This window comes from Myroides sp. N17-2 (assembly GCF_002286775.1).
Lineage (GTDB): Bacteria > Bacteroidota > Bacteroidia > Flavobacteriales > Flavobacteriaceae > Flavobacterium.
In genome coordinates this window covers 24,561-45,604 of the sequence record NZ_NSGJ01000024.1, presented here as the reverse complement: position 1 = coordinate 45,604, position 21,044 = coordinate 24,561, and the positions used below count along the sequence as shown (strand labels likewise).

The following is a 21,044-nucleotide window of genomic DNA, read 5'->3' as shown; positions in this document are numbered from 1 at the left end:
TTTTATTTTTTACTTTTAGATATTCTAGTCGTCGTTAAAGAACGGCCCTAGAGAGTACTAAAAAGAGTTATACCTTATGTTTTTGAGAGTTCAAGCAGATTGGTTTGTCTATCTGGAGATCGTTTATTTTATTATTGCTATAGCTGTAGCGGTACGGGTGATCTATGATACAGACTCAATCTCTAAAACTTTAGCCTATCTTTTATTGGTTTTCTTTGTTCCTGTTTTTGGGATTATGTTCTATTTCTCATTTGGTATCAATTACCGCAAAAGAAAGATGTATTCAAAGAAGCTAAAGGTCAACGATGAATATAGTACTAAACTGACAAAGCGTTTAGATGATATTCATCTAGATCAAAAGCAGTATGGCAATAAAGTGATAGAGAGAAACCGCTCATACATTAAGATGCTTTCGAGTTCTATGATAGGAGAAGGTGGACTGCTAGTAGATAATAAGGCCGAAATACTAGAGAATGGTGAAGTATTCTTTCCTAGACTGCTAGAAGATCTTAGAGCAGCTAAAAGCACTATTCATATCGAATACTACATTTATGAGAATAATAGCATCGGTAAAGAGATAGAGGCTATCTTGATAGAGAAAGCAAAAGAGGGTGTGGAAGTTCGGTTTATTTATGATGATTATGGATGTAAAGGTATTCGCAAGAATATCGTTCGCAATCTTAGAGCGAATGGGGTAGAAGCCTTTCCTTTTAATGAAATTATCTTATTAGCTTTTGCTAATCGTATGAATTATCGCAATCACCGTAAGATCGTTGTTATAGATGGTAGGTTAGGCTATACAGGGGGGATAAATATCTCTGATAGATATGATAATCGCAAGAAAGAATCTAATGAATACTTTTGGCGAGATACGCATATGCGCATAGAAGGGTCAGGGGCTTATGGGTTACAATATGTCTTTTTAGCAGATTGGAATTTTTGTAGTAAGCAGGACTTGGCTTTTGATGAAAAGTACTTTCCTATATTGGAGGATGAAGTGATAGGAGATGTTCCATTACAGGTTATCTCATCAGGACCAGACTCTGATGTGCCATCGATCTTATATAGTGTCTTAAAAGCTATTCAAACTGCGGATAAAGAGATCTGTATTACCACTCCTTACTACATACCTGATGAATCCCTACAGCTAGCAATGAAAATGGCGTCTCTTAGTGGAAAAAAAGTAAAGATGATCTTACCTGGTATCACTGATTCAAACATCGTGAAGTGGGCATCAGAGTCTTATTTTCAAGAGTTGTTAGAATTTGGTGTGGAGATATATCTTTATAAAAAAGGTTTTATTCATGCCAAGACTTTTGTGACAGACTCAGGGATTAGTTCTATCGGGACGTGTAATCTAGATCATAGAAGCTTTGACTTGAATTTCGAAGTGAATGTCGTGGTGTATGACGAAGCCTTTGCGCGTAAGATGAGACGTATGTTTGATAGAGACTGTAAGGATTCGATTAAACTAGAATTGCATAGATGGAATAAAAGGTCGTGGAAACAACGCCTTAAAAATAGTTTTATACGCTTGTTTTCGCCTCTGCTATAAACAAGTTAAAATAGTGTACTATGAATTTGCATTTAACTTTTGATGAATATATTACTCACCAACATCCCTTTGAGAATGATTATGAGGGAAAGGTAGTAACGACACTAATAGAATCTAGAAAAAATAAGATAGAGAATAGACAGACTGTGTTATATATACACGGGTTCTGTGATTACTTCTTTCAGTATCATCTAATGGATTATCTGAATGAGCATGGAATAGACTTTTATGCTGTTGATTTGCGTAAATATGGTCGTTCGTTACTAGGACATCAACATCCTAATTATTGTAAATCACTACGTGAGTATTTTCCTGATATAGATTATAGTATAGAGTTTATCTTAAAAGCCAAGCCTAATACTGAACTATATTTGTTAGGACATAGTACAGGAGGTCTATTAGCTACATATTACAGTATGTTTGGCCTTTTAAAAGAACGATTAAGTGGACTTATGCTTAATTCACCTTTCTTAGATTTTAATGTTCCTTTTTATATGAAACCTTTTATCGGGGTAGTGGCAAAAAAGAAAGTAGCAAAAGATGTATATGCATCTAATGATCAGATGTCTGATATATATGGCAAGTCACTCTTAAAAGAGCATAGTGGGGAATGGGAGTATAATACACAGTGGAAACCTGTCAAACCCTTTCCTGTGTTCTATGCTTGGATATTAGCGGTGCAGCATGCTCAGGAATTGATACAGGAAGTAGCACTACACGAGGATTTTCCTATCTTACTGATGTATAGTGATCAATCAGGAAGTACTTCTAAATGGACAGCTATTTCTAAATCTTCTGATATTGTTCTCAATGTTAAGGATATCGAGAAGATAGGAGAGAAACTAGGTGCTAATGTTGAGAAAGTATGTATCAAGGATGGAATACACGATTTGTTTTTATCACGTCAAGAAGTAAGAGAAAATGCCTTGTCAGCTGTGACAGCGTTTCTTAGTAAACATAAAAAATAAAGGAGAGTACATCTCACTTAAACAAAAAAGCTGTTATCTCAATTGAGACAACAGCTTTTTTTTAGTAATAATTGAAAAAATATTGTTTAGTGTGGTATTGTTGGTTTTTAGAATAAACCTCCAGAACCACCACTTTGTTTTGTATTAGAATCTCTGTTTTTACGTTGTATAGCACGTCCTTTTCCACCTCCGAAAGTGTAATTCACACCTAGATATACAGATCTACTTTCCCATGAAAACTCTCCAGAAGAAGGGTAAGGATATATAGAAGTATATTTAAATTTCATTGTATTGAAGATATCACTGAATCTAGCACTGATGCTTAGTTTATTATCTAATAAAGCATATCTAGCACCTGCATCGATCTTATACATTTCTTTAGAATCCATTGTTATTCCATCAACACCACCTCTATAGAATCCGAATAGATTAAAACGCAAATTCTTAGTTGCTTTAAAGTTACTGTTTAAACGAGCATTGAAGGCATTAGCAGTAATATTGCGCTCTACTAAATCCATTGTAGATGTAGCATTATTAAATAGAGAAGCGTAACCAGATTGTTTAATACTTGAGAAGTCAATAGCAGGTTGCATATCCCACCAAGCAGTTAATTTTATATTAGCAGAAAGTTCAAATCCATAAGCATCATTTGATTTGTAGTTGTCAAATGTCATTAATAATGCATTAGGGTTATCATTTTCCGGATCATCATAGATTACTTGATTAATCTCTTTATTAATTTTTCTGTAGTATACACCTGCAGTTACGCTACTTTTGTTTGTAAACATTCTAGTGTAGTTTAGCTCAACAGAATTAGTGAATTGAGGTTTTAACTCAGGGTTACCCACCATTGTCATTAATGGAGTTGAAAATTGTCTTACAGGGTTAGTTTGATTAATACTAGGTCTGTCTACACGTCTGCTGTAACTTAAGTTAAACATATCATTATCAGTCATCGTATATCCTAAATAAACAGAAGGGTATAATGTCAAATAATCATCTTTAAAATTACTTTTACCATTTAAAGTAGATTCTACTTTATAGCTCTCTAATCTAGTTCCTAATTGGTAGTTAAATTTCCCATAAGTCTGACCAAACGTTACATAAGCAGAGTAAATATCTTGATCATATTTATTATTAATACTACGAGCATCTACTGCTGACAGTGAATTGTTAGAATTAAATGAGTTGTCAGCTCTAGATATTCTAGCTTCAGCCCCTACTTCTAATTTAGTATGATCGTTTAGTGGGTTTACATAATCAACGTTAACTGTCGTTAGGTTATTTGTATTGTCACTGTTGTCTTGATAGAATTGATTAGGATTCTTACCATACTTCGTATTGTAATCACCATTATTGTCAGATTTGTTACGACTAAAGTTACTTTCGATATCTAAAGTATGTCCTTTCTTCTCGAATAAGTGTTTATACACTAAGTTATAAGAACTAAATCTGTTCTGACCTTTATATCTAGTGAACTGATTGATGTCTTCAAATTGTTGACCAGGATAAAGTGTAGCATTTCCTAACTTTGTATTTCCATCATTAGTACTTTGGTTAGTATAGAATGATACAGTATTATTATCATCGATATAGTAATCCATACCTACTTTATATAAGTAGTTCTTATTGATAGATTTTACGCGTATCTCTGATGGAGATAAAAGATCCTCACGCATCATATCTCCTTGGTTCTTACCTTGAGAATAAGAATAACTACCGTTACCGAAGAAGTTCAGTTTTCCTTGTCTGTAGTTTAAGTTAACAGAATTAGAATTCTTCGTATAATGAGCGAAAGTCACTCCTGTATCTATAGATCCGTTAAAACCATCCATTGTATTTTTGTGTAATACGATATTGATGATACCAGACATACCCTCAGGATTATACTTTGCACTAGGGTTAGTGATTAGCTCTATACTCTTAATAGAAGTAGAAGGGATTTGTTTTAATACCTGCTCAGAAGACATATTAGTAGGACGTCCATCGATTAGGATACGTACATTCTCATTTCCTCTAAGAGATATTTTACCATCTTTGTCTACGTTTACAGAAGGGATATTATTCATAATCTCTCCTGCTGTAGCACCTGCAGTAGTAAGGTCTCTACCTACATTGATTACTTTTCTATCTATTTTTTGTTCTATTGTAGACTGTTCAGCGATAATATTGACTCCTTCTAAAGTAGTAGCTTCAGGAGTTAAGTTAATCGTACCGAAGTTATGAGTAGCTTCTTTTAGCTCAAATTCTTTTGTATATGTTTGGTATCCGATAAACTGTACTTCTAAAGTATATTTACTTAAAGGAGCAGTTAATTCGAACTTACCGTTGTCTTCAGACATCACTCCAGTCACTATATTTTCTCCTGATTTAAGAGAAATAGTAGCGTAAGGAACACTCTGATTAACAGTGTTATCAAATATGATACCTGTTATCTTTCCTTTTTGTTGCGCATATATAGAGCAAACCATCGTAAGGAAAAGGATGACACTTAATTTAAATTTCATAATCGTTATTTCGTTAAGTTTATTTTTGATTCTGTTTGAGGTTACTATAATAGTCATACTTTTGATTAAAATGTTACAACATTAATTAATCGTTTTTAAAAAATATTTTATATTTGTTTTTAATTGATTGTATTTCAGTAGTGTATGGCCTAATTTAAAATTGTTATAAATGAGGTGTTATTACCTTTTTCAGTTTAAATTCAGAGAATAATAATAGTTAGTAAGTATATTAAAAGAACATATTGACCTAGTATTAAAAAGTTATTAAGTAAAAGGAAATCAATGAATAAAGCCTCTTTAATAGACAATTATGAACGCAAAGGAGTAACCCTTTCTCAAAAAGAGAAAGATATTATTTTTTCTGCTTTTAAGACAGTGCATGTTAAGAAGAAAGAGTATCTGTTAAAGGCGGGAGAGGTATGCGATTTTGAAGCCTTTGTTATACAAGGGTGTTTTAAGAAATACTGTTTAGATGATAAAGGGGATGAGCGTATTATACATTTTTCTATAGAAGATTGGTGGATAGCAGATTTAGAAAGCTATAATACGAATGAACCATCTAGAACAAGTATTCAGGCTTTAGAAGACAGTGAGATTCTCTATATTACAAAAGAAAGAAAAGAGGCTCTATATGAAGAGATACCTATATTAGAAAGAATATATAGACGTATGACCCAACAAGAATGCGCTGCACTTCAACGACGTATCATTAATAAACTATCGCTAAATGCTACAGAAGAGTATGAGTATTTCTGTATGCGTTACCCTACGCTACTACAGCGATTGACCAATATCCAGATAGCTTCTTATCTAGGAATATCACAAGAGTTTTTAAGTAAAATACGCAGTAAGAAAAAACTGTAATTTATTGAAGTAGTTCAATGTTTTTTAAGTTGGTACAATGTATTTTTGGGCTTGAATATAGAACAATGAAACACCAAGTAATAATTGCTTCATTAGCTATTGTTTTAATAGCTGGAGCTTGTCAGTCGAACACTGAAAAAAAATCTATTACTTCAGAAACAGTACCAAGTACTAGTGCTAGCCACACTAGTACTCTTATCGGACATAAAGCAGAAATCCAATTCCCAGAGATGAAAGCTACGATTACTTATGCAGATGCAGAAACTTTACACTGGAGTACTATAGGAGAAGATGGAGTGAAAAATGAAGGAGATGAAAAGATGAGTTATAAACAGCTATCTAACGATCTACATTTTTTAAACTGGATAGAAAAAGACGGTTTCACAGTAAGCCAAATAATTAATACTAAAACGGGTGAAGTCACTGCGTTTTGGTCTTATGATGGTAAAGATGGCAACCGAGAGAGTCAGTATGTTACAGGGAGTTTTAGCTTGATAGATTAAGTTTTTGAATCTATTTAGTTATGTTTTTGTTATTACTCTTTATTAAATAAGTCTATTTTCGTATTTTAGAGCTTTCGAAAAGGAAAATATGATGGAAAAACAAAACAATAACATAGCAATCTTAGTGGATGGGGATAATGCACAAGCTAAGTTGTTAGATAAGATTTTAGAAGAAGTTTCTAAATATGGGAAGGTGACTGTCCGTCGTATTTATGGAGATTGGACAACACCGCAAATGAATAGCTGGAAGGATTTATTAAATGACTTATCATTTTCGCCTATACAGAAGTTTAATTATACTAGTGGAAAGAACTCTACTGATAGTTCATTAATTATAGATGCGATGGATATTCTACATGATAAGATGGTAGATGGATTCTGTATCGTATCAAGTGATAGTGATTATACAGGGTTAGCAAAGCGAATTAGAGAAGAAGGAATCTTCGTGATGGGAGTAGGAGAGAAAAAAACACCAAATGCTTTCGTTCAATCATGTGAGATCTTTACTTACTGTGAGACGCTGATGCCTAAAGAGGTTGTCGTTAGTAAAGGAACAAGTGGAACTGCTAAGAAAGCGGAGTCTGACGATGATGACGATACTAAGGCATTAACAAAGAAAGAATATAGATTGATAGATAAAGCTTTCGATATGTCTGTAGATGAAGAGGTGGAAGCATATATCGCAACTGTAGGAGGTAACCTTCGTAAGCTTAATCCTAGTTTTGATGCTAGAGACTATGGCTTTAGAAACCTAACAGAGCTATTTAAACATCTAAAAACATATGATGTTATAAACAATAATGTAAAAGGGCTTAATCATCCTTTAGTAAAGAAAAAATAACCTTCGGGTTATTTTTTTTTGCCCTTCATCGAAGTATCTCTACTATAATATAGTACATTGCAAGTAATCTTAGTCAAGAGACCAAAAAAGGATTATAGTCAAAAGTTGAGGACTAAGCAATTTATTTGAGACAAGAGCTCATCAAAATTGAGTCAAGAATTCTTCAATAAAAAGGACTTATAACAGAACAATGTTGTGATAATGTTGAAGAAGTCTTGAAGGAGTTGTATAAAGATCGCTCTACCTAAGTAATACCAGTAGTTTTGCAAGTAAATTCCGTACTTTACTTTAGTTTAATTCAAGTATTCAATCTTTACATTTTTATAAATAAAAAAAAGACAACCAAAAAATAACTATTATGACATTACAAGAATTAGCGGGTATTCGCAAGCAATTCGAATATTACAGACAGATGGTGGATAAGACCGTCTTACTCTTATCTCAAGACGAATTGAATCTCAAGTTAAATGAGGAAAGTAATTCGGTAGCTATGATCATGCGTCATATCACAGGTAATCTGCTTTCGCGTTTTACTAATTTCTTTACTGAAGATGGTGAGAAAACTTGGAGAAATAGAGATGAAGAGTTTGCAGATGGAATATATGATAGACATGAATTAATTACTAATTGGGATAAGGCATGGAATGTATTGTTTACAACTATTGACAGTATCGATGAAGAGAATATAAAGTGTATTATTAAGATTCGCAATCAAGATCATACGGTAGCAGAAGCATTTTATAGACAGTTAGCACATTATCCTTATCACATAGGTCAGATTATATTTATTGGTAAAATGATTCGCAATGCTGAATGGCAATCACTTAGTATTCCTAGGAATAAGTCAAATGCTTACAACCAAACCAAGTTTGACAATCCTAATTCAGACACTCATTTTGCTGATGATTTTCTAAATAAGTAGGCTTGTATATAACTTTGAACAAGATTTAATAGATTCGTTATAGGCAATATGTATATATTTGTCTAAACACAATATAAAAACTATAATATGAAATTAAACACAATGGCGTGTATTGTGATAGCTTCTGCTATGGCACTATCATGTGGCGAAAAGAAAGAAACTGAAAAAGGAACTGAAGGAGTGGTAGATACAGAACAATTTGAATATAGTATTGACCAGTTTGGAGATATCGAGGTATTAAAATACCAGATACCAGGATGGGAGAACTTGACATTAAAAGAGAAAGAGTTAGTTTATTATCTAAGCCAGGCAGGATATGCTGGACGTGATATCATTTGGGATCAAAACTATAAGCACAACTTGACTATTCGTAAAGCATTAGAGAATGTTTACGAAAACTATAAAGGTGATAAAGAGTCTGAAGATTGGAAAGAGTTCGTTACTTATGTTAAACGCGTATGGTTCTCTAATGGTATTCACCACCATTATTCTAATGAGAAGATTAAACCTGGTTTTGCACAAGCATATTTCTCTATTTTATTGAAAGAAACGAATACGGAATTAGATCAGAATATCTCTAACATTTTATTTAATAACGTAGATAATAAGAAAGTAAACCTTGACTTGGCGAAAGGTCTTGTGAAAGGTTCTGCTGTTAATTTCTATGGGGAAGGTATTACTGAAGATGAAGTAGAAGCGTTTTATGGAGCGATGAAAAGCCCAGATCCAGACCGTCCATTATCTACAGGTTTGAACTCTAAAGTAGTTAAAGAGAACGGTAAGTTAGTAGAGAAAGTGTGGAAGAGTGGAGGAATGTATGGTAAAGCAATTGATCAAATTATCTTTTGGTTAGAAAAAGCGGTAACTGTAGCAGAGAATAAAGAACAAGGAGATGCACTTAAATTATTAATCAAATATTACCAAACTGGAGATTTGAAGACTTGGGATGATTATAACATCGCTTGGGTAAAGGCTACTAAAGGAAATATCGATTATAACAATGGATTTATAGAAGTATATGCAGATCCATTAGGACATAAAGGATCTTATGAAAGCGTGGTGCAAATCAATGACTTTGATATGTCTAAAAAGATGGCTGTGATCTCTCAATCAGCACAGTGGTTTGAGGATAACTCTCCATTAATGGATGCTCACAAAAAGAAAAACGTTAAAGGAGTTACTTATAAGACTGTTATCGTAGCATCAGAAGCAGGTGACGCATCTCCAAGTACACCTATCGGAGTGAACTTACCGAACGCGGATTGGATTAGAGCAGAACATGGTTCTAAGTCTATCTCATTAGGTAATATTATCGATTCTTATAATCATGCAGGTGGTTCCGACAAATTAAAAGAGTTCGTTCACGATGAGGAGGAATTACAATTAGAAGAGAAATACGGTGAGTTAGCAGATAAGTTACACACTGCACTTCACGAAGTAATCGGGCATGCATCTGGGCAAATTAACAAAGGAGTAGGACAACCAAAAGAAACTTTAAAAAGTTATGCTTCTACTTTAGAAGAAGGGCGTGCTGACTTAGTAGGTCTATACTATTTATACAATCCTAAACTACAAGAGTTAGGATTAGTAGAAGATTGGAAAGCTGTAGGTAAAGCTGCTTATGATGGTTATATCCGCAATGGGTTGATGACTCAGTTAGTGCGTTTAGAGCCAGGAGCTGATATAGAAGAAGCACACATGAGAAATCGCCAATGGGTGAGTGCTTGGGTATTCGAAAAAGGAAAGAAAGACAATGTAATAGAGAAAGTAGTTAGAGATGGTAAAACATATTATAACATCACTGACTATGATAAATTACACGACTTGTTTGGACAACTTTTAAAAGAGACACAACGTATCAAGTCTGAGGGAGATTATAACGCTGGTAAAGCTTTAGTCGAAACTTATGGTGTGAAAGTAGATCAAGCGATCCACAAAGAGGTATTAGCTCGTAATGCTAAGTTTAAATCTGCTCCATACAGAGGATTTGTTAACCCATACATCGTGCCTGTGAAGAACGATAAAGGAGAAGTTACTGATTATAAAGTAGAACAACCTAAATCATTCGAAGAGCAAATGTTGCGTTATGCTAAAGAATACGGATTCTTACCACTTGTAAACTAATTTGAAATTTATAATACAAAGCCAATCGAGAGATTGGCTTTTTTATTATTTGAATACTATTGTTATAGTTCTCTGAAAATGTGTTTACTTTGATAGAGGAGATATTATAGTTAACATAATTATTTAGACACTATGAAAAAAATACTATTATTAAGTACAGCATTACTACTTACAGGTACACTTTCGTATGCTATGTATTCACCTATTAGTATAGATAAGGTAGACGTGATTACGAGTACTACACCTACTTTGACTAAAGACTCTAAGTTTTATATTGAGTTCATAGATACCGAAAATAAAATAAATGTAGATGGTCACGATGCACGTAATATGGCGTTATCTGAGTTTAGAAGGTTTTCTTACTGTAAATTAGTAAGTATGAAAGATGATGCTGATTTCGTATTAGAAATAAGAGTCTATAAGTATAGTAAGTCTAAGCGCGATGCTAAGATCATTGTTAAAGATGCTAAAACGAATACTCTAGTATATGAAACAAAATGGACTAGAGGTAAACCAACTTTCTTTAATGGAAACTCTGGGACTAGACAGTCTATAGGATATGCTCTTAAGAATGACTTCTTATTAAAATATCCAGAGCTTGCTTTTGTTAAAACACCTAATGCTCCACAAGACTCTTTAGATTATTAAGGAGCAATATCTTAAAATATATAAGTCGGTTTGTTCTAAACCGACTTTTTTATTGGTAGTAATCTCAGACTATCCGTTCATTTAGAATAGCAGTTTGATTATAGAGTAAGACTTTGTTGCATAAATTCAGTGGGACGTTGACCTATAAGTTTAGTGAAAACATTACTATATGATTGTGCACTATTATACCCTACAGATAATGCTATTTCACTGATAGTATGTTGTCCTTCACTGAGTAATTCTATTGATTTAATGATACGCATCATCTGTATATATTTAGCGATGCTTATGCCTGTTTCTTTTTTGAATTGGCGTTCTAAGGTACGCACACTCATAAAGCATAACTCTGCTAATTCATTGATGGTTATAGTTGCTTGATAATGTTTGTGAATATATGCCGTAGCATCAAGTAATACTTTTGTACGCGGTACAGGAGTGATAAGTGGTACAGCATTTTGCACGAAAGAGGGAAGCTCTAATAAGATGGCTCTTAAGAAAGTCTGTTCACTCTCCTCGTATTCCATATTCATAGACCACTTTTCAGTATACATAATCATTTCTCTTAATACACTTGGGATAGAGAACAGATATAATTTATCGTAAAACGGAGGTAAGTCATCCACATCGAAGTATAGCGTACGCAGTGATACGTGTTCAGAAGCATGTGTAGTCTTATGTGGCATATTTGATGGAATATAGGCTACGTGGTTTTGAGGCAACAAGAATTGGCACGACTCTACATGTAGATATTGGTATCCTGATTCTACATATACGAGTTGGGCTTTCTTGTGATGGTGAAACTCATTGTTGTGCTTCCAAAGTTCTGCATGCCAAGAGAAACCTTTCTTTTCAACTTGATCAACTAACTGTGGTGTACTCATACTTGTCGTTTTAGTTATGATATATGGCGAATATAATCATTTATTACCTTTTATTTTTGTACTCTAGAATAACAATACGCATTTTTTAAAACAAACAACAATGGAAAATTATATAGAAGAAACTTCTAAGATGAAGAAAATACTGATGTTATTAGGGATAATATTCATCGCTTCTAATCTTAGAGCCCCACTAACTTCTGTAGGACCTGTGATCAGTGAGATAAGCAAGTCTCTTGCTTTGTCTAATACTACAGCGGGTTTAGTGACTACTATACCACTGATGGCATTTGGATTTTTGTCAAGTATGGTGCCAAGGATATCACGTCGTTATGGGATGGAGATAGTCTTATTAGTCTCATTAATCTTATTGAGTATTGGATTAGTTATTAGACCTTATGGGAGCTTAGTTACTCTGTTTCTAGGTGCTGCTTTAGTAGGTATCGCTATCACAGTAGGAAACGTATTAATGCCTGCATACATCAAAAACAACTATCAGAAGAACGTTGGTACGATGATGGGAATATACTCCGTAGCGATGAACCTAACAGCGGCATTAGCAGCAGGGTTTAGCATTAGCTTAGGTAAGTTCACCGAGATGGGATGGAAGGGATCTATCGGAATATGGATAGTACTAAGTGTTGTGACTATCGTGGTTTGGCTACCACAAGTAAAGAAACATAAAGCAGTACAATCAACAGCTTCATTAGGACAGGACGAAGTAAAAGTCAATATGTACAAGTCTAAGACAGCGTGGGCAGTTACTATATTTATGGGAGTGCAGTCATTACTGTTTTACTGTCTAGCAGCATGGTTACCTAAGATGGCTATTACTTGGGGGATTCCGAGAGAAGAAGCAGGATGGTTATTATCATATATGCAGTTCGCACAGTTGCCGATGACGTTTATTGGAGCTATTATAGCAAGTAAACTTCCTAATCAGAAGCTATTAGCAATAGCTACAGGAGTCTTGTTTACAGTAGGGATAGCAGGGCTTTTAATATTTAAGGTTAATCTTATCGCCCTGTGGTGTGTACTGATAGGTACAGCAAGTGGATTAGCATTTAGTTTGTCGATGTTATTCTTCGTTTTGCGCACGAGTACAACTACACAGGCAGCAGAGTTATCAGGTATGGCACAGTCTATCGGATATCTGATTGCGGCATGTGGACCACCTATATTTGGAGCTTTATTTGATCTATCACAGGCGTGGTCATTATCACTTGTATTTTTATTAGTGATGTCAGGTACACTGATTATATCAGGAGGTATCGCAGGTAAGAATAATTGGGTGAAGTAATAACTTTTAATTCTTCGGAATATGGCAAAAGTTATATGTTTTACCACAGGCACTTCCCTTTAGGATACTATTTAATTATTGTTAAGAAGAGAAGTACTCAGTTGGATTAGTTTTATCTTTGGGTATAGAGCTATTTAGTTAGCTCCTCATTTAAATAGATAAGATATGAAAGTAGAAATATGGTCGGACGTAATGTGTCCTTTTTGTTACGTTGGAAAGAAGAATTTTGAGAATGCGTTGGTACAGTTGCCTTTCGCAGATAAGATAGAAGTAGAGTGGAAAAGCTTTCAGCTAGATCCGGACTTGCCTGTAGAGGGGTTAGATATGTCAACGAAAGACTATTTAGCTCAACGCAAAGGTATGCCTGCTGCACAAATACAAGGGATGATGGATAATCTGCAACAAGCAGGTAATGCGGTTGGAATAGACTTTAAACAAGATCAATCTATCCCAGTGAATACTATCAGAGCTCATCGCCTTATTCACTTTGCTCAAGCGCAAGGTAAAGGGAACGAAGCAGAAGAAGCATTATTCTTAGCGCACTTCACTAACGGAAAGAACGTAGGTGATATAGAGGTATTAGTTGCTATCGCACAGGAGATAGGATTAAACGCAGAAGAAGCAAGAACATTCTTAATCTCTGATGCACAGTTAGAAGAGGTACATGCAGATATCGCAGAGGCACGTACTCTTGGGGTATCAGGAGTGCCATTCTTTGTATTGGATAGAAAATACGGTGTGTCAGGAGCACAACCTACTGAAGCATTCGTAGAAGCGTTAACACAAGCATACCAAGAAAGCCAACCTAAATTTGAAATGAAAGGTGGTAGTGATGCAGGAGCTTGTGGTCCTGATGGATGCGAGATATAAGAGACCATAGTTGATTTATAAATAAGAACACCCCATTAGTACAGTGTATTAATGGGGTGTTGTCATTTATAATTGTAAAGCGAAAATAAGTTCATTGTTGAGGTGTTTATTGCTAAAAAAATGATTAAGCTAATCTTAAAAGTGACGTATAAACCCTGATATAGTTAGTATCTTTGAGCCACTAGAAAACAAAGAAAGATAAATGGGATTGAAGATTCTACATACAGCCGATTGGCACTTAGGAAAGAGATTAGATAACTTTAGTCGCTTAGAGGAACAGCGCAAAGTGCTTGACGAGATCTGTGAAATAGCAGAGCGTGAGGCAGTGGATGTAGTCTTAGTAGCAGGTGATTTATTTGATGCTTTTAACCCACCCGTAGAGGCTGTAGAGTTATTTTATAAAACATTGAAACGCCTTGCCAAAAATGGTGAGCGTCCTGTCATCGCTATAGCAGGTAACCACGATAGCCCTGAGCGCATAGATGCTCCGGATCCATTAGCACGTGAGTGTGGGATTATCTTGGTAGGATTACCTAATGCTGCTGTGACACCATTCGAGATCGAGAACCAATTTAAAATATCGAAGTCAGCAAATGGCTTTTTTGAATTGAAGTTAGATCGATTTAAACAGCCGATACGCATACTACATACTCCTTATGCTAACGAGATTAGACTTAAGAAAGCCTTAGATACGGAGGATAAGGGGACTGCTCTTAATGAAGTACTAGGGGAGAATTGGCAAGCATTAGCAGATAAATATTGTAAGACTAAGGGGGTGAATCTACTGATATCACACCTATATATGATGAATCGCAATGGGGAGCTGTTAGATGAACCCGATGGAGAGAAACCTCTAAAAGTCGGTAATGCTGATATTATCTATAGTGATATCATCCCGGAGCAAGTGCAGTATACTGCTCTTGGGCATTTACACAGAGCACATCAGGTAGGTCCAGAGGATAGACCAGTGGTGTACTCGGGTAGTCCGCTTAGTTATAGTTTTAGTGAGGCAGGACAGCAGAAGTGTGTGATGATATTAGATGCAGAGGCAGGCAAACCGATTACCTATACGCAAGTATCTCTAGAAAGTGGACGTCAGCTGTCTCGTATGAAGTTTAGCAGTGTAGATGACGCAGTGGAGTGGCTAGTCGCTAATCCGTATCAATTAGTAGAATTAACTATCGTTAGTGATACGTTCTTAAATGCGGATGATATGAAGAGGTTATACTCTGCTCACGATGGGATTATCACTATTATTCCTCAGGTCACACTGAGTGATAAAGGTGATCAAGCTAATGTGAAGCAAGTCAATCTAGATCAAGATATGCAAGGGCTGTTTAGAGATTACTTTAAAGAGAGAAATAAAGGGCAAGAGCCTAATGAGGAGTTAATGGATTTGTTTAAAGAGATATTAGAGTAGTACAGTATGATACCAATTAAGTTAACGATAGAAGGACTGTATTCATATCAAGAGAAGCAGGTTATAGATTTTACGAGTCTGATAGAGGCAGGGTTATTCGGTATATTCGGTAAGGTCGGATCGGGTAAGTCGTCGATATTAGAGGCAATCTCTTTCGGACTATATGGAGAGACGGAGCGTATGAATAAGAACGATAAGCGTGCTTATAATATGATGAACCTAAAGTCAGACCGCTCGGTGATTGACTTTGAGTTCTATAATTTTAAAGAGGAGAAGTATCGCATCTACAGAGAGTTTAGAAGAAATTCTAAAAAATTTGATGATGTGAAGAGAGGTGATACTACTCTATATAAAGATGAAGATGGAATATGGGTACCACAGAAGGAACTTAATATGCCTGATATCATTGGGCTGAGTTATGAGAACTTTAAACGTACGATCATTATCCCACAAGGGAAGTTTAGAGAGTTTATCGAATTAGGCGGTAAGGATAGAACCAAGATGATGCAGGAGATATTCGGTTTAGACCGTTTTGATTTGGCAGATAAGGCGAAGCGTCTATATGGTACAACTAAGGAGAGTCTAAACGTAATAGAAGGAGAATTAAAGAGTTTTAGCCAAGTTACCACTGACGAAATTACACAAAAGAAGACATTACATCTTCAGGAGAGTGAGAAGAGTAACGAGCTAAACAAGACATATAAGCAAGAAAGTGAGAGCTATCAACAGCTCAAAGCAGTGAAGGATGACTTCGAGACATTGGCAACGAAGAAGACCGAATTAGCACTATTAGAAGAGAAGGTACCACAAATAACTACTCAAAAGAATGAGCTGATTCAGTATGAACAGCTAGATAAGGCATTCTCTGCTGTGTTAGTAGAGCAGAAGAATGTAACTGAGAAAGTAGCTACTCGTGAGACAAGATTAAATACTGTCACTAAAGAAGCAACTGATCTACAAGAACAATTCACTAAAGTTAGCAATGAGCTTAAGGTAGCGGAGCAACAATATGCAGGGTTAGAACACTTAAAGGCTGAACTGTATGAGCTAAACTTAATTAAGGAAATCAAAAAAGCGCATAATGCTAAGGCTATTCTATTAGAGCGTCATAAGAAGGGAAAGGCTTTTGTAGAGGAGGCAGAGCAAGCTTTTAAGGCAAGCAAAAAAGCTTTAACTCATCAAGAAAATGAACTAAATATCGCTAAGGGTAATCGAATAGATACCACTATGCTGATGTCTTTAGATGCGTGGTTTACGCAGCAGTCTTTTTTTGAGAAGAGTATGCAAGAGGTACAGCAGTCTATGGCTTCATTAAATACTGAGATACAAGCAGTAGATAGTGATATCGCAGGACTGAAATTAAAGGATATTAATCAGTGGGAACAGGAGATAGAGAACTATAGAAATGTTTTCGATAAGGAGATTAATGATATAGAAGTAGAGTTACAAAATCTTAAGGTGGCGCAGGAGTTGGCACGTTATGCTAACGAATTACACGATGGGCAAGCCTGTCCATTATGTGGATCGGCACACCATCCTCATATTCTACAGGGAGACGATGTGACTATATCTGTACAGCAGTGTGAGAATCGCTTAAAGGAGGTAAAGGATAAGCAAGACAGATTAAAGAAATACGAACGCAAGGCTGTTAGTCTATTTGATAAGAAGAAGCTACTGTTAGGTCAAGGGCAAGAGAACCAACAAAGGGAACAAAACCTTAGACAACAAGTAGAATTTCATCAGCTTAACTTCGTATGGACGATAATAGAAAAAGGAAATGCAGAGCAATTTTCCAATCTTAAGAAACAAGCTGAGATAATCAGTAAGCAAGTAGAAACACTTGAGAATAAGTTAACTGTAGTCACTAAAGAAGTAGAACTACACCGTGGTCAAGTAGAGAAGTTCACTAAAGAATTAGGAAGTATAGAACTAGAAGGCGCAAGTCTAGAAAGTGATGTCAAGTCTAAGAGTGAGCAGATCATCAGACTTCAGATAGATACATATCTAAACTTAGAAGAAACAATATTAGCACAGCAGGTACAGCAGCGTGAGGCTAATGTAACGTTAGTAGAACAGCGCTATAAAGACTTGACAGCTCAGTATAGTATAATGTCTCCTAAACTAGCAAGTTTACAGGCAGATGTAAAGAATGTACAAGCGGAGTTAGCAGAGTTAAAACAAGCGTTAGAACAGAATAATACTACTATTAATTCATTATTAAGTACGCATCAGTTGACTGCTGTAGAAGAAGTGATCGTTGTACTAAGTAAGAATATTAATGTAGAGCAACAGAGAGAAGCTATACAGGCATTCGAAGTGCAGTTAGAAGTAGTTAGAAATGCAGTGAATACGTTAGTTGATAAACTGAAAGATATTGCTTTTGATCAAGAGAAGTTCGCTAAGCAGCAGGAGGTCATTACTCAGCTAGAAGCACAGGTAAAGGAGATAACGGAGGCAGTAGCTAAGTTAGCAGGTGAGGTAGAGCGACTAGAGAAAGACTATGCGAAGAAACAAACCTTACAGAAACAATACGATGTGATAGATAAGCGTGTGACTAACTTAGGTACACTGATGAATATGTTTAGTGGAGCGGGATTTGTAAATTATGTGTCTTCTATCTATCTAAAGAACCTATGTGATATGGCAAATGCTAGATTCCATAGATTGACGAATAATCAGCTTAGTTTACAGCTTAACGAAGCGAATGAGTTTGAGATTATCGATTACCTTAATAATGGTAAGGCGAGAAGTGTGAAGACACTATCAGGAGGACAGAGCTTTCAGGTGTCACTGTCGTTAGCCTTAGCGTTAGCAGAGAGTGTACAGAGTCTGTCTAAGTCAGATAAGAACTTCTTCTTTATCGATGAGGGGTTCGGTACTCAGGATAGCGAGTCTGTAAACATAGTCTTCGAGACATTGAGTAATTTACATAAAGAGAATAGAATAGTAGGGATTATCTCTCACGTGGATGAACTACAAGAGCGCATCCCAATGTCTCTGTCTGTCATTAAAGATGAAGAACGAGGTAGCGAGGTAGTGATAAACTATTAAAAGATTATCGCAGAATAAGTGATAGACATATAAACGAAAAGTAATTATACAAAATAGATCTGAATTAGTGACGAAAGCATACTATAGTATGGTTGAGGAGCTAATGAAAGAGCTATGAAGTAGAATTGCTTTGTAGTATTTGGCTAGCGCTGATTCTGGGATTATACAGCCCAGTCAGTGATGATTGGGTTTTTTTATGGTATGAGCGATTGGTAGAGGGATATTATCTATTTTTGTTTAAAAGTCATTGCTATGAAATTAGATAAGAGTCAATTGTTAATGTTACTGTTGATATTAGGGATTAACTTATCAATGTTGGGACAAAAGAAAATAATAAGTAGAACTATCGCTTATGATGGGATGATAGACAAGTATCCTATCAAGGCGTATATGGAATATAAAGAGAATGGCAATTGGGTTTATGGAAAATATATCTATGCAAAATATCCTACTAATGAGCCTATAACATTAGTAGGCGATATGCCTGTGAAAACATTTAGCTTTAGTGAAGAAGTGTATGATGTCAAGAGTAGGGAACGTAAAACGACAGGGATATTCCAAGCAGGGGACTTTACTACACATAAGGTGTTAGAAGGTAAGTGGACAAATAAGTCTAATAACAAGGTAATGAACTTTCAGTTTAATGCTGTAGAGAAGAATGCCGATGCAGTGTTCTATTATAAAGTCAATGTAGGGAAGTGTGAGGAGGAGAGTTATAATGAGTATTATGTAGCTTTTAATTCAGTGAAGCTTTATGATGAGCATAAGCAGTTTATTCAGGAGATAACACTGCCTGACTCTTACTCTGATAAGAAATCAGGTGTAGAGGTGAGCATGGGTGATTATAACTTCGATGGCTATTTAGATATCATAGTGTCGCATTATTACCCATTCGTGAGTAAAGGGGATTATGGAGAATATTATTTGATCTATAACCCAACTACGAAGAAGTTTAAATATGATAAGAATTTTAATACAGATTATAGTTCACTAATGACGTTAAATCCGTTGAATCAAACTTTATCTACCTTTACTGCAGATGGAAATGGAAATGAAACAGAGACAACATATAGCGTAGAGGATAATAAACCTTATAAGATAAAGTATTGGGAAAGTACAGAGGATAGTGATAAGGTGTTAGAAGTCAAATATAAAGTAGTCAATGGCAAGTCTGTTGAGGTTAGCCGTACTTATAAATAGAAATCTAAAATAATAAAGTAGTGTTGGTTATACTTATGGCATTATTTTGGCGGAGAGAATAATCACACATAAAGATTATTAAAGCAATAAACGGCATTATGGAAGAAAGTAAGAACGTTAGATATTTAAAGACTTGGACTCAAGTAAAGGATGAGGTATTCGGTATAATAGGAGAACCAAGAAGAGATGAGCTAGAAAAAGAGGTAGCGATATTTAGAGAACAACTACTAAAGAGAAAAGCAAAGAATAAGCATTTAGCAGAATAATATATAAAGCCCAGTCAGTGATGACTAGGCTTTTTTGTTGTTATAGGCTCTCTATATTAGTAAATTATAGTTAAATCACGTGGAAAGTCAATTTTATAAAAATATTAAGTCATAAATAATATACATTTGCTGTATTACAATATAGAATTATAGGGATACCATTATGAGTATGAATTATTCAAAAGAAGAGAGAACGTCGATATATATTACAGTAGGTGTAGCAGTGTTATTATTTGTTATGCTATACTTTATACGATTTATAGAGACGCAGACCGCTCATAACTACTTCGGAGGTGGAGGAGGTGGAGGTACAGGTGTATCTATCGCTTTAGAAGGTAGTCCTGCTCCCTTAGCTACAGAAGATCATACGCCTATAGTAGAGCCTGTGAAAGAAGTGGTACAACCTGTAGAAACGGTAAAAGAAGAGCAGGTAATCGCTTATGAGAAGAATGATGAGGCACCTGTAATAGTAAATAAAGTAGATAAGACTAAGACTGATAAAAAAGTAGTAGTAACTGATAAGCCTGTCGTTAAAAAGACAGAGGTAAAAGAAGTTAAGAAAGCAGAACCTGTAGCGAAGAAGCCTGATGTATCTAATGCCACTAAGGATGCGCTAAGTAGTCTGATGAATGGTAGCAAAGGTGGTACGGGTAACGGAGGTAATAGTAACAATGCGAATGGTGGACTATCAGGTAGTGGTGGATATTATGGAGTAGGTAACGGTAGTGGTACAGGCTCAGGAAATGGTAGTGGTGTAGGTCCAGGTAGCGGAAGCGGAACAGGCGGTGGCACGGGAAGCGGAACAGGCACAGGTGTAGGTGGTGGAATAGGTTATTCTTTAGAAGGTAGAGCTGCATTAGTAAAGCCAGTGCCAAAGTATTTGTGTAATGAGGTAGGTAAGGTGGTCGTGGAAGTTTGGGTAGACCAATCAGGGAATACGATAGAGGCTCGCGCAGGTGTAAAAGGATCAACTAATACAGTGAAGTGTCTGTTAGATCAAGCGAGGATAGCAGCTATGCAAACTAAGTGGCAACCTAATCCTAAAGCTCCAGACAAGCAAGTAGGTCAGATAGTATATAACTTCTCTTTAAACTAAGAGAGTATTGAGATAAAAAAAGGGATGAACT

General features: G+C 35.6%; 17 protein-coding genes. 15 read left to right on the top strand and 2 right to left on the bottom strand.

The window, feature by feature from the left end; genetic code table 11:
• Window positions 1-76: 76 nt before the first annotated feature.
• Complete coding sequence (gene cls, locus CF599_RS11120; RefSeq protein ID WP_121966101.1) at window positions 77-1,555, top strand: cardiolipin synthase; 1,479 nt, start codon at window positions 77-79, stop codon at window positions 1,553-1,555.
• 20 nt (window positions 1,556-1,575) lie between these two features.
• Complete coding sequence (locus tag CF599_RS11115; RefSeq protein WP_121966100.1) at window positions 1,576-2,523, top strand: alpha/beta hydrolase; 948 nt, start codon at window positions 1,576-1,578, stop codon at window positions 2,521-2,523.
• A gap of 107 nt (window positions 2,524-2,630) precedes the next feature.
• Here the strand turns inward: CF599_RS11115 and CF599_RS11110 are convergent, their stop codons facing one another.
• A complete protein-coding gene (locus CF599_RS11110; protein WP_121966126.1) occupies window positions 2,631-5,030 on the bottom strand; it encodes an outer membrane beta-barrel family protein in 2,400 nt (799 codons plus the stop codon).
• Window positions 5,031-5,312: 282 nt separating this feature from the next.
• On the opposite strand from CF599_RS11110, the gene CF599_RS11105 reads away from it, so the two are divergent.
• The 6 genes from CF599_RS11105 to CF599_RS11080 all read left to right on the top strand — a co-directional run bounded on the left by CF599_RS11105 (window position 5,313) and on the right by CF599_RS11080 (window position 10,932).
• Window positions 5,313-5,894: a Crp/Fnr family transcriptional regulator gene (locus CF599_RS11105; protein ID WP_121966099.1), complete on the top strand. Its 582-nt coding sequence runs from the start codon at window positions 5,313-5,315 to the stop codon at window positions 5,892-5,894.
• A gap of 65 nt (window positions 5,895-5,959) precedes the next feature.
• Window positions 5,960-6,397, top strand: coding sequence for a MoaF N-terminal domain-containing protein (locus CF599_RS11100; protein ID WP_121966098.1), 438 nt, complete (start codon window positions 5,960-5,962; stop codon window positions 6,395-6,397).
• Window positions 6,398-6,485: 88 nt separating this feature from the next.
• Window positions 6,486-7,238, top strand: coding sequence for an NYN domain-containing protein (locus CF599_RS11095; RefSeq protein WP_121966097.1), 753 nt, complete (start codon window positions 6,486-6,488; stop codon window positions 7,236-7,238).
• A gap of 358 nt (window positions 7,239-7,596) precedes the next feature.
• Window positions 7,597-8,160, top strand: a complete 564-nt coding sequence (locus CF599_RS11090) for a DUF1572 family protein (protein ID WP_121966096.1) — start codon at window positions 7,597-7,599, stop codon at window positions 8,158-8,160.
• Window positions 8,161-8,247: 87 nt separating this feature from the next.
• On the top strand, window positions 8,248-10,284 hold the full coding sequence (locus tag CF599_RS11085; RefSeq protein ID WP_121966095.1) for a dihydrofolate reductase: 2,037 nt from the start codon (window positions 8,248-8,250) through the stop codon (window positions 10,282-10,284).
• A gap of 132 nt (window positions 10,285-10,416) precedes the next feature.
• On the top strand, window positions 10,417-10,932 hold the full coding sequence (locus tag CF599_RS11080; RefSeq protein WP_121966094.1) for a hypothetical protein: 516 nt from the start codon (window positions 10,417-10,419) through the stop codon (window positions 10,930-10,932).
• 98 nt (window positions 10,933-11,030) lie between these two features.
• On the opposite strand, the gene CF599_RS11075 is transcribed toward CF599_RS11080, so the two are convergent.
• On the bottom strand, window positions 11,031-11,813 hold the full coding sequence (locus CF599_RS11075; RefSeq protein ID WP_121966093.1) for an AraC family transcriptional regulator: 783 nt from the start codon (window positions 11,811-11,813) through the stop codon (window positions 11,031-11,033).
• 100 nt (window positions 11,814-11,913) lie between these two features.
• On the opposite strand from CF599_RS11075, the gene CF599_RS11070 reads away from it, so the two are divergent.
• The 7 genes from CF599_RS11070 (at window position 11,914) to CF599_RS11040 (ending at window position 21,013) form a co-directional block, all read left to right on the top strand.
• Window positions 11,914-13,110, top strand: a complete 1,197-nt coding sequence (locus CF599_RS11070) for an MFS transporter (RefSeq protein WP_121966092.1) — start codon at window positions 11,914-11,916, stop codon at window positions 13,108-13,110.
• 165 nt (window positions 13,111-13,275) lie between these two features.
• Window positions 13,276-13,980 carry a DsbA family oxidoreductase gene (locus CF599_RS11065; protein WP_121966091.1) on the top strand — a complete coding sequence of 235 codons (705 nt, stop codon included), beginning with the start codon at window positions 13,276-13,278 and terminating at the stop codon, window positions 13,978-13,980.
• A gap of 202 nt (window positions 13,981-14,182) precedes the next feature.
• On the top strand, window positions 14,183-15,400 hold the full coding sequence (locus tag CF599_RS11060) for an exonuclease subunit SbcD (RefSeq protein WP_121966090.1): 1,218 nt from the start codon (window positions 14,183-14,185) through the stop codon (window positions 15,398-15,400).
• A 6-nt stretch (window positions 15,401-15,406) separates the two neighbouring features.
• Window positions 15,407-18,451: an SbcC/MukB-like Walker B domain-containing protein gene (locus CF599_RS11055; protein ID WP_121966089.1), complete on the top strand. Its 3,045-nt coding sequence runs from the start codon at window positions 15,407-15,409 to the stop codon at window positions 18,449-18,451.
• 252 nt (window positions 18,452-18,703) lie between these two features.
• Entirely contained in the window at window positions 18,704-19,651 is a 948-nt protein-coding gene (locus tag CF599_RS11045) for a hypothetical protein (RefSeq protein WP_121966088.1), read from the top strand.
• A gap of 98 nt (window positions 19,652-19,749) precedes the next feature.
• Entirely contained in the window at window positions 19,750-19,917 is a 168-nt protein-coding gene (locus tag CF599_RS19520) for a hypothetical protein (RefSeq protein WP_158221780.1), read from the top strand.
• 169 nt (window positions 19,918-20,086) lie between these two features.
• The gene (locus CF599_RS11040; RefSeq protein WP_254050284.1) at window positions 20,087-21,013 is read left to right on the top strand and encodes an energy transducer TonB; all 927 of its coding nucleotides are present in this window, start codon (window positions 20,087-20,089) and stop codon (window positions 21,011-21,013) included.
• Window positions 21,014-21,044 lie beyond the last annotated feature (31 nt).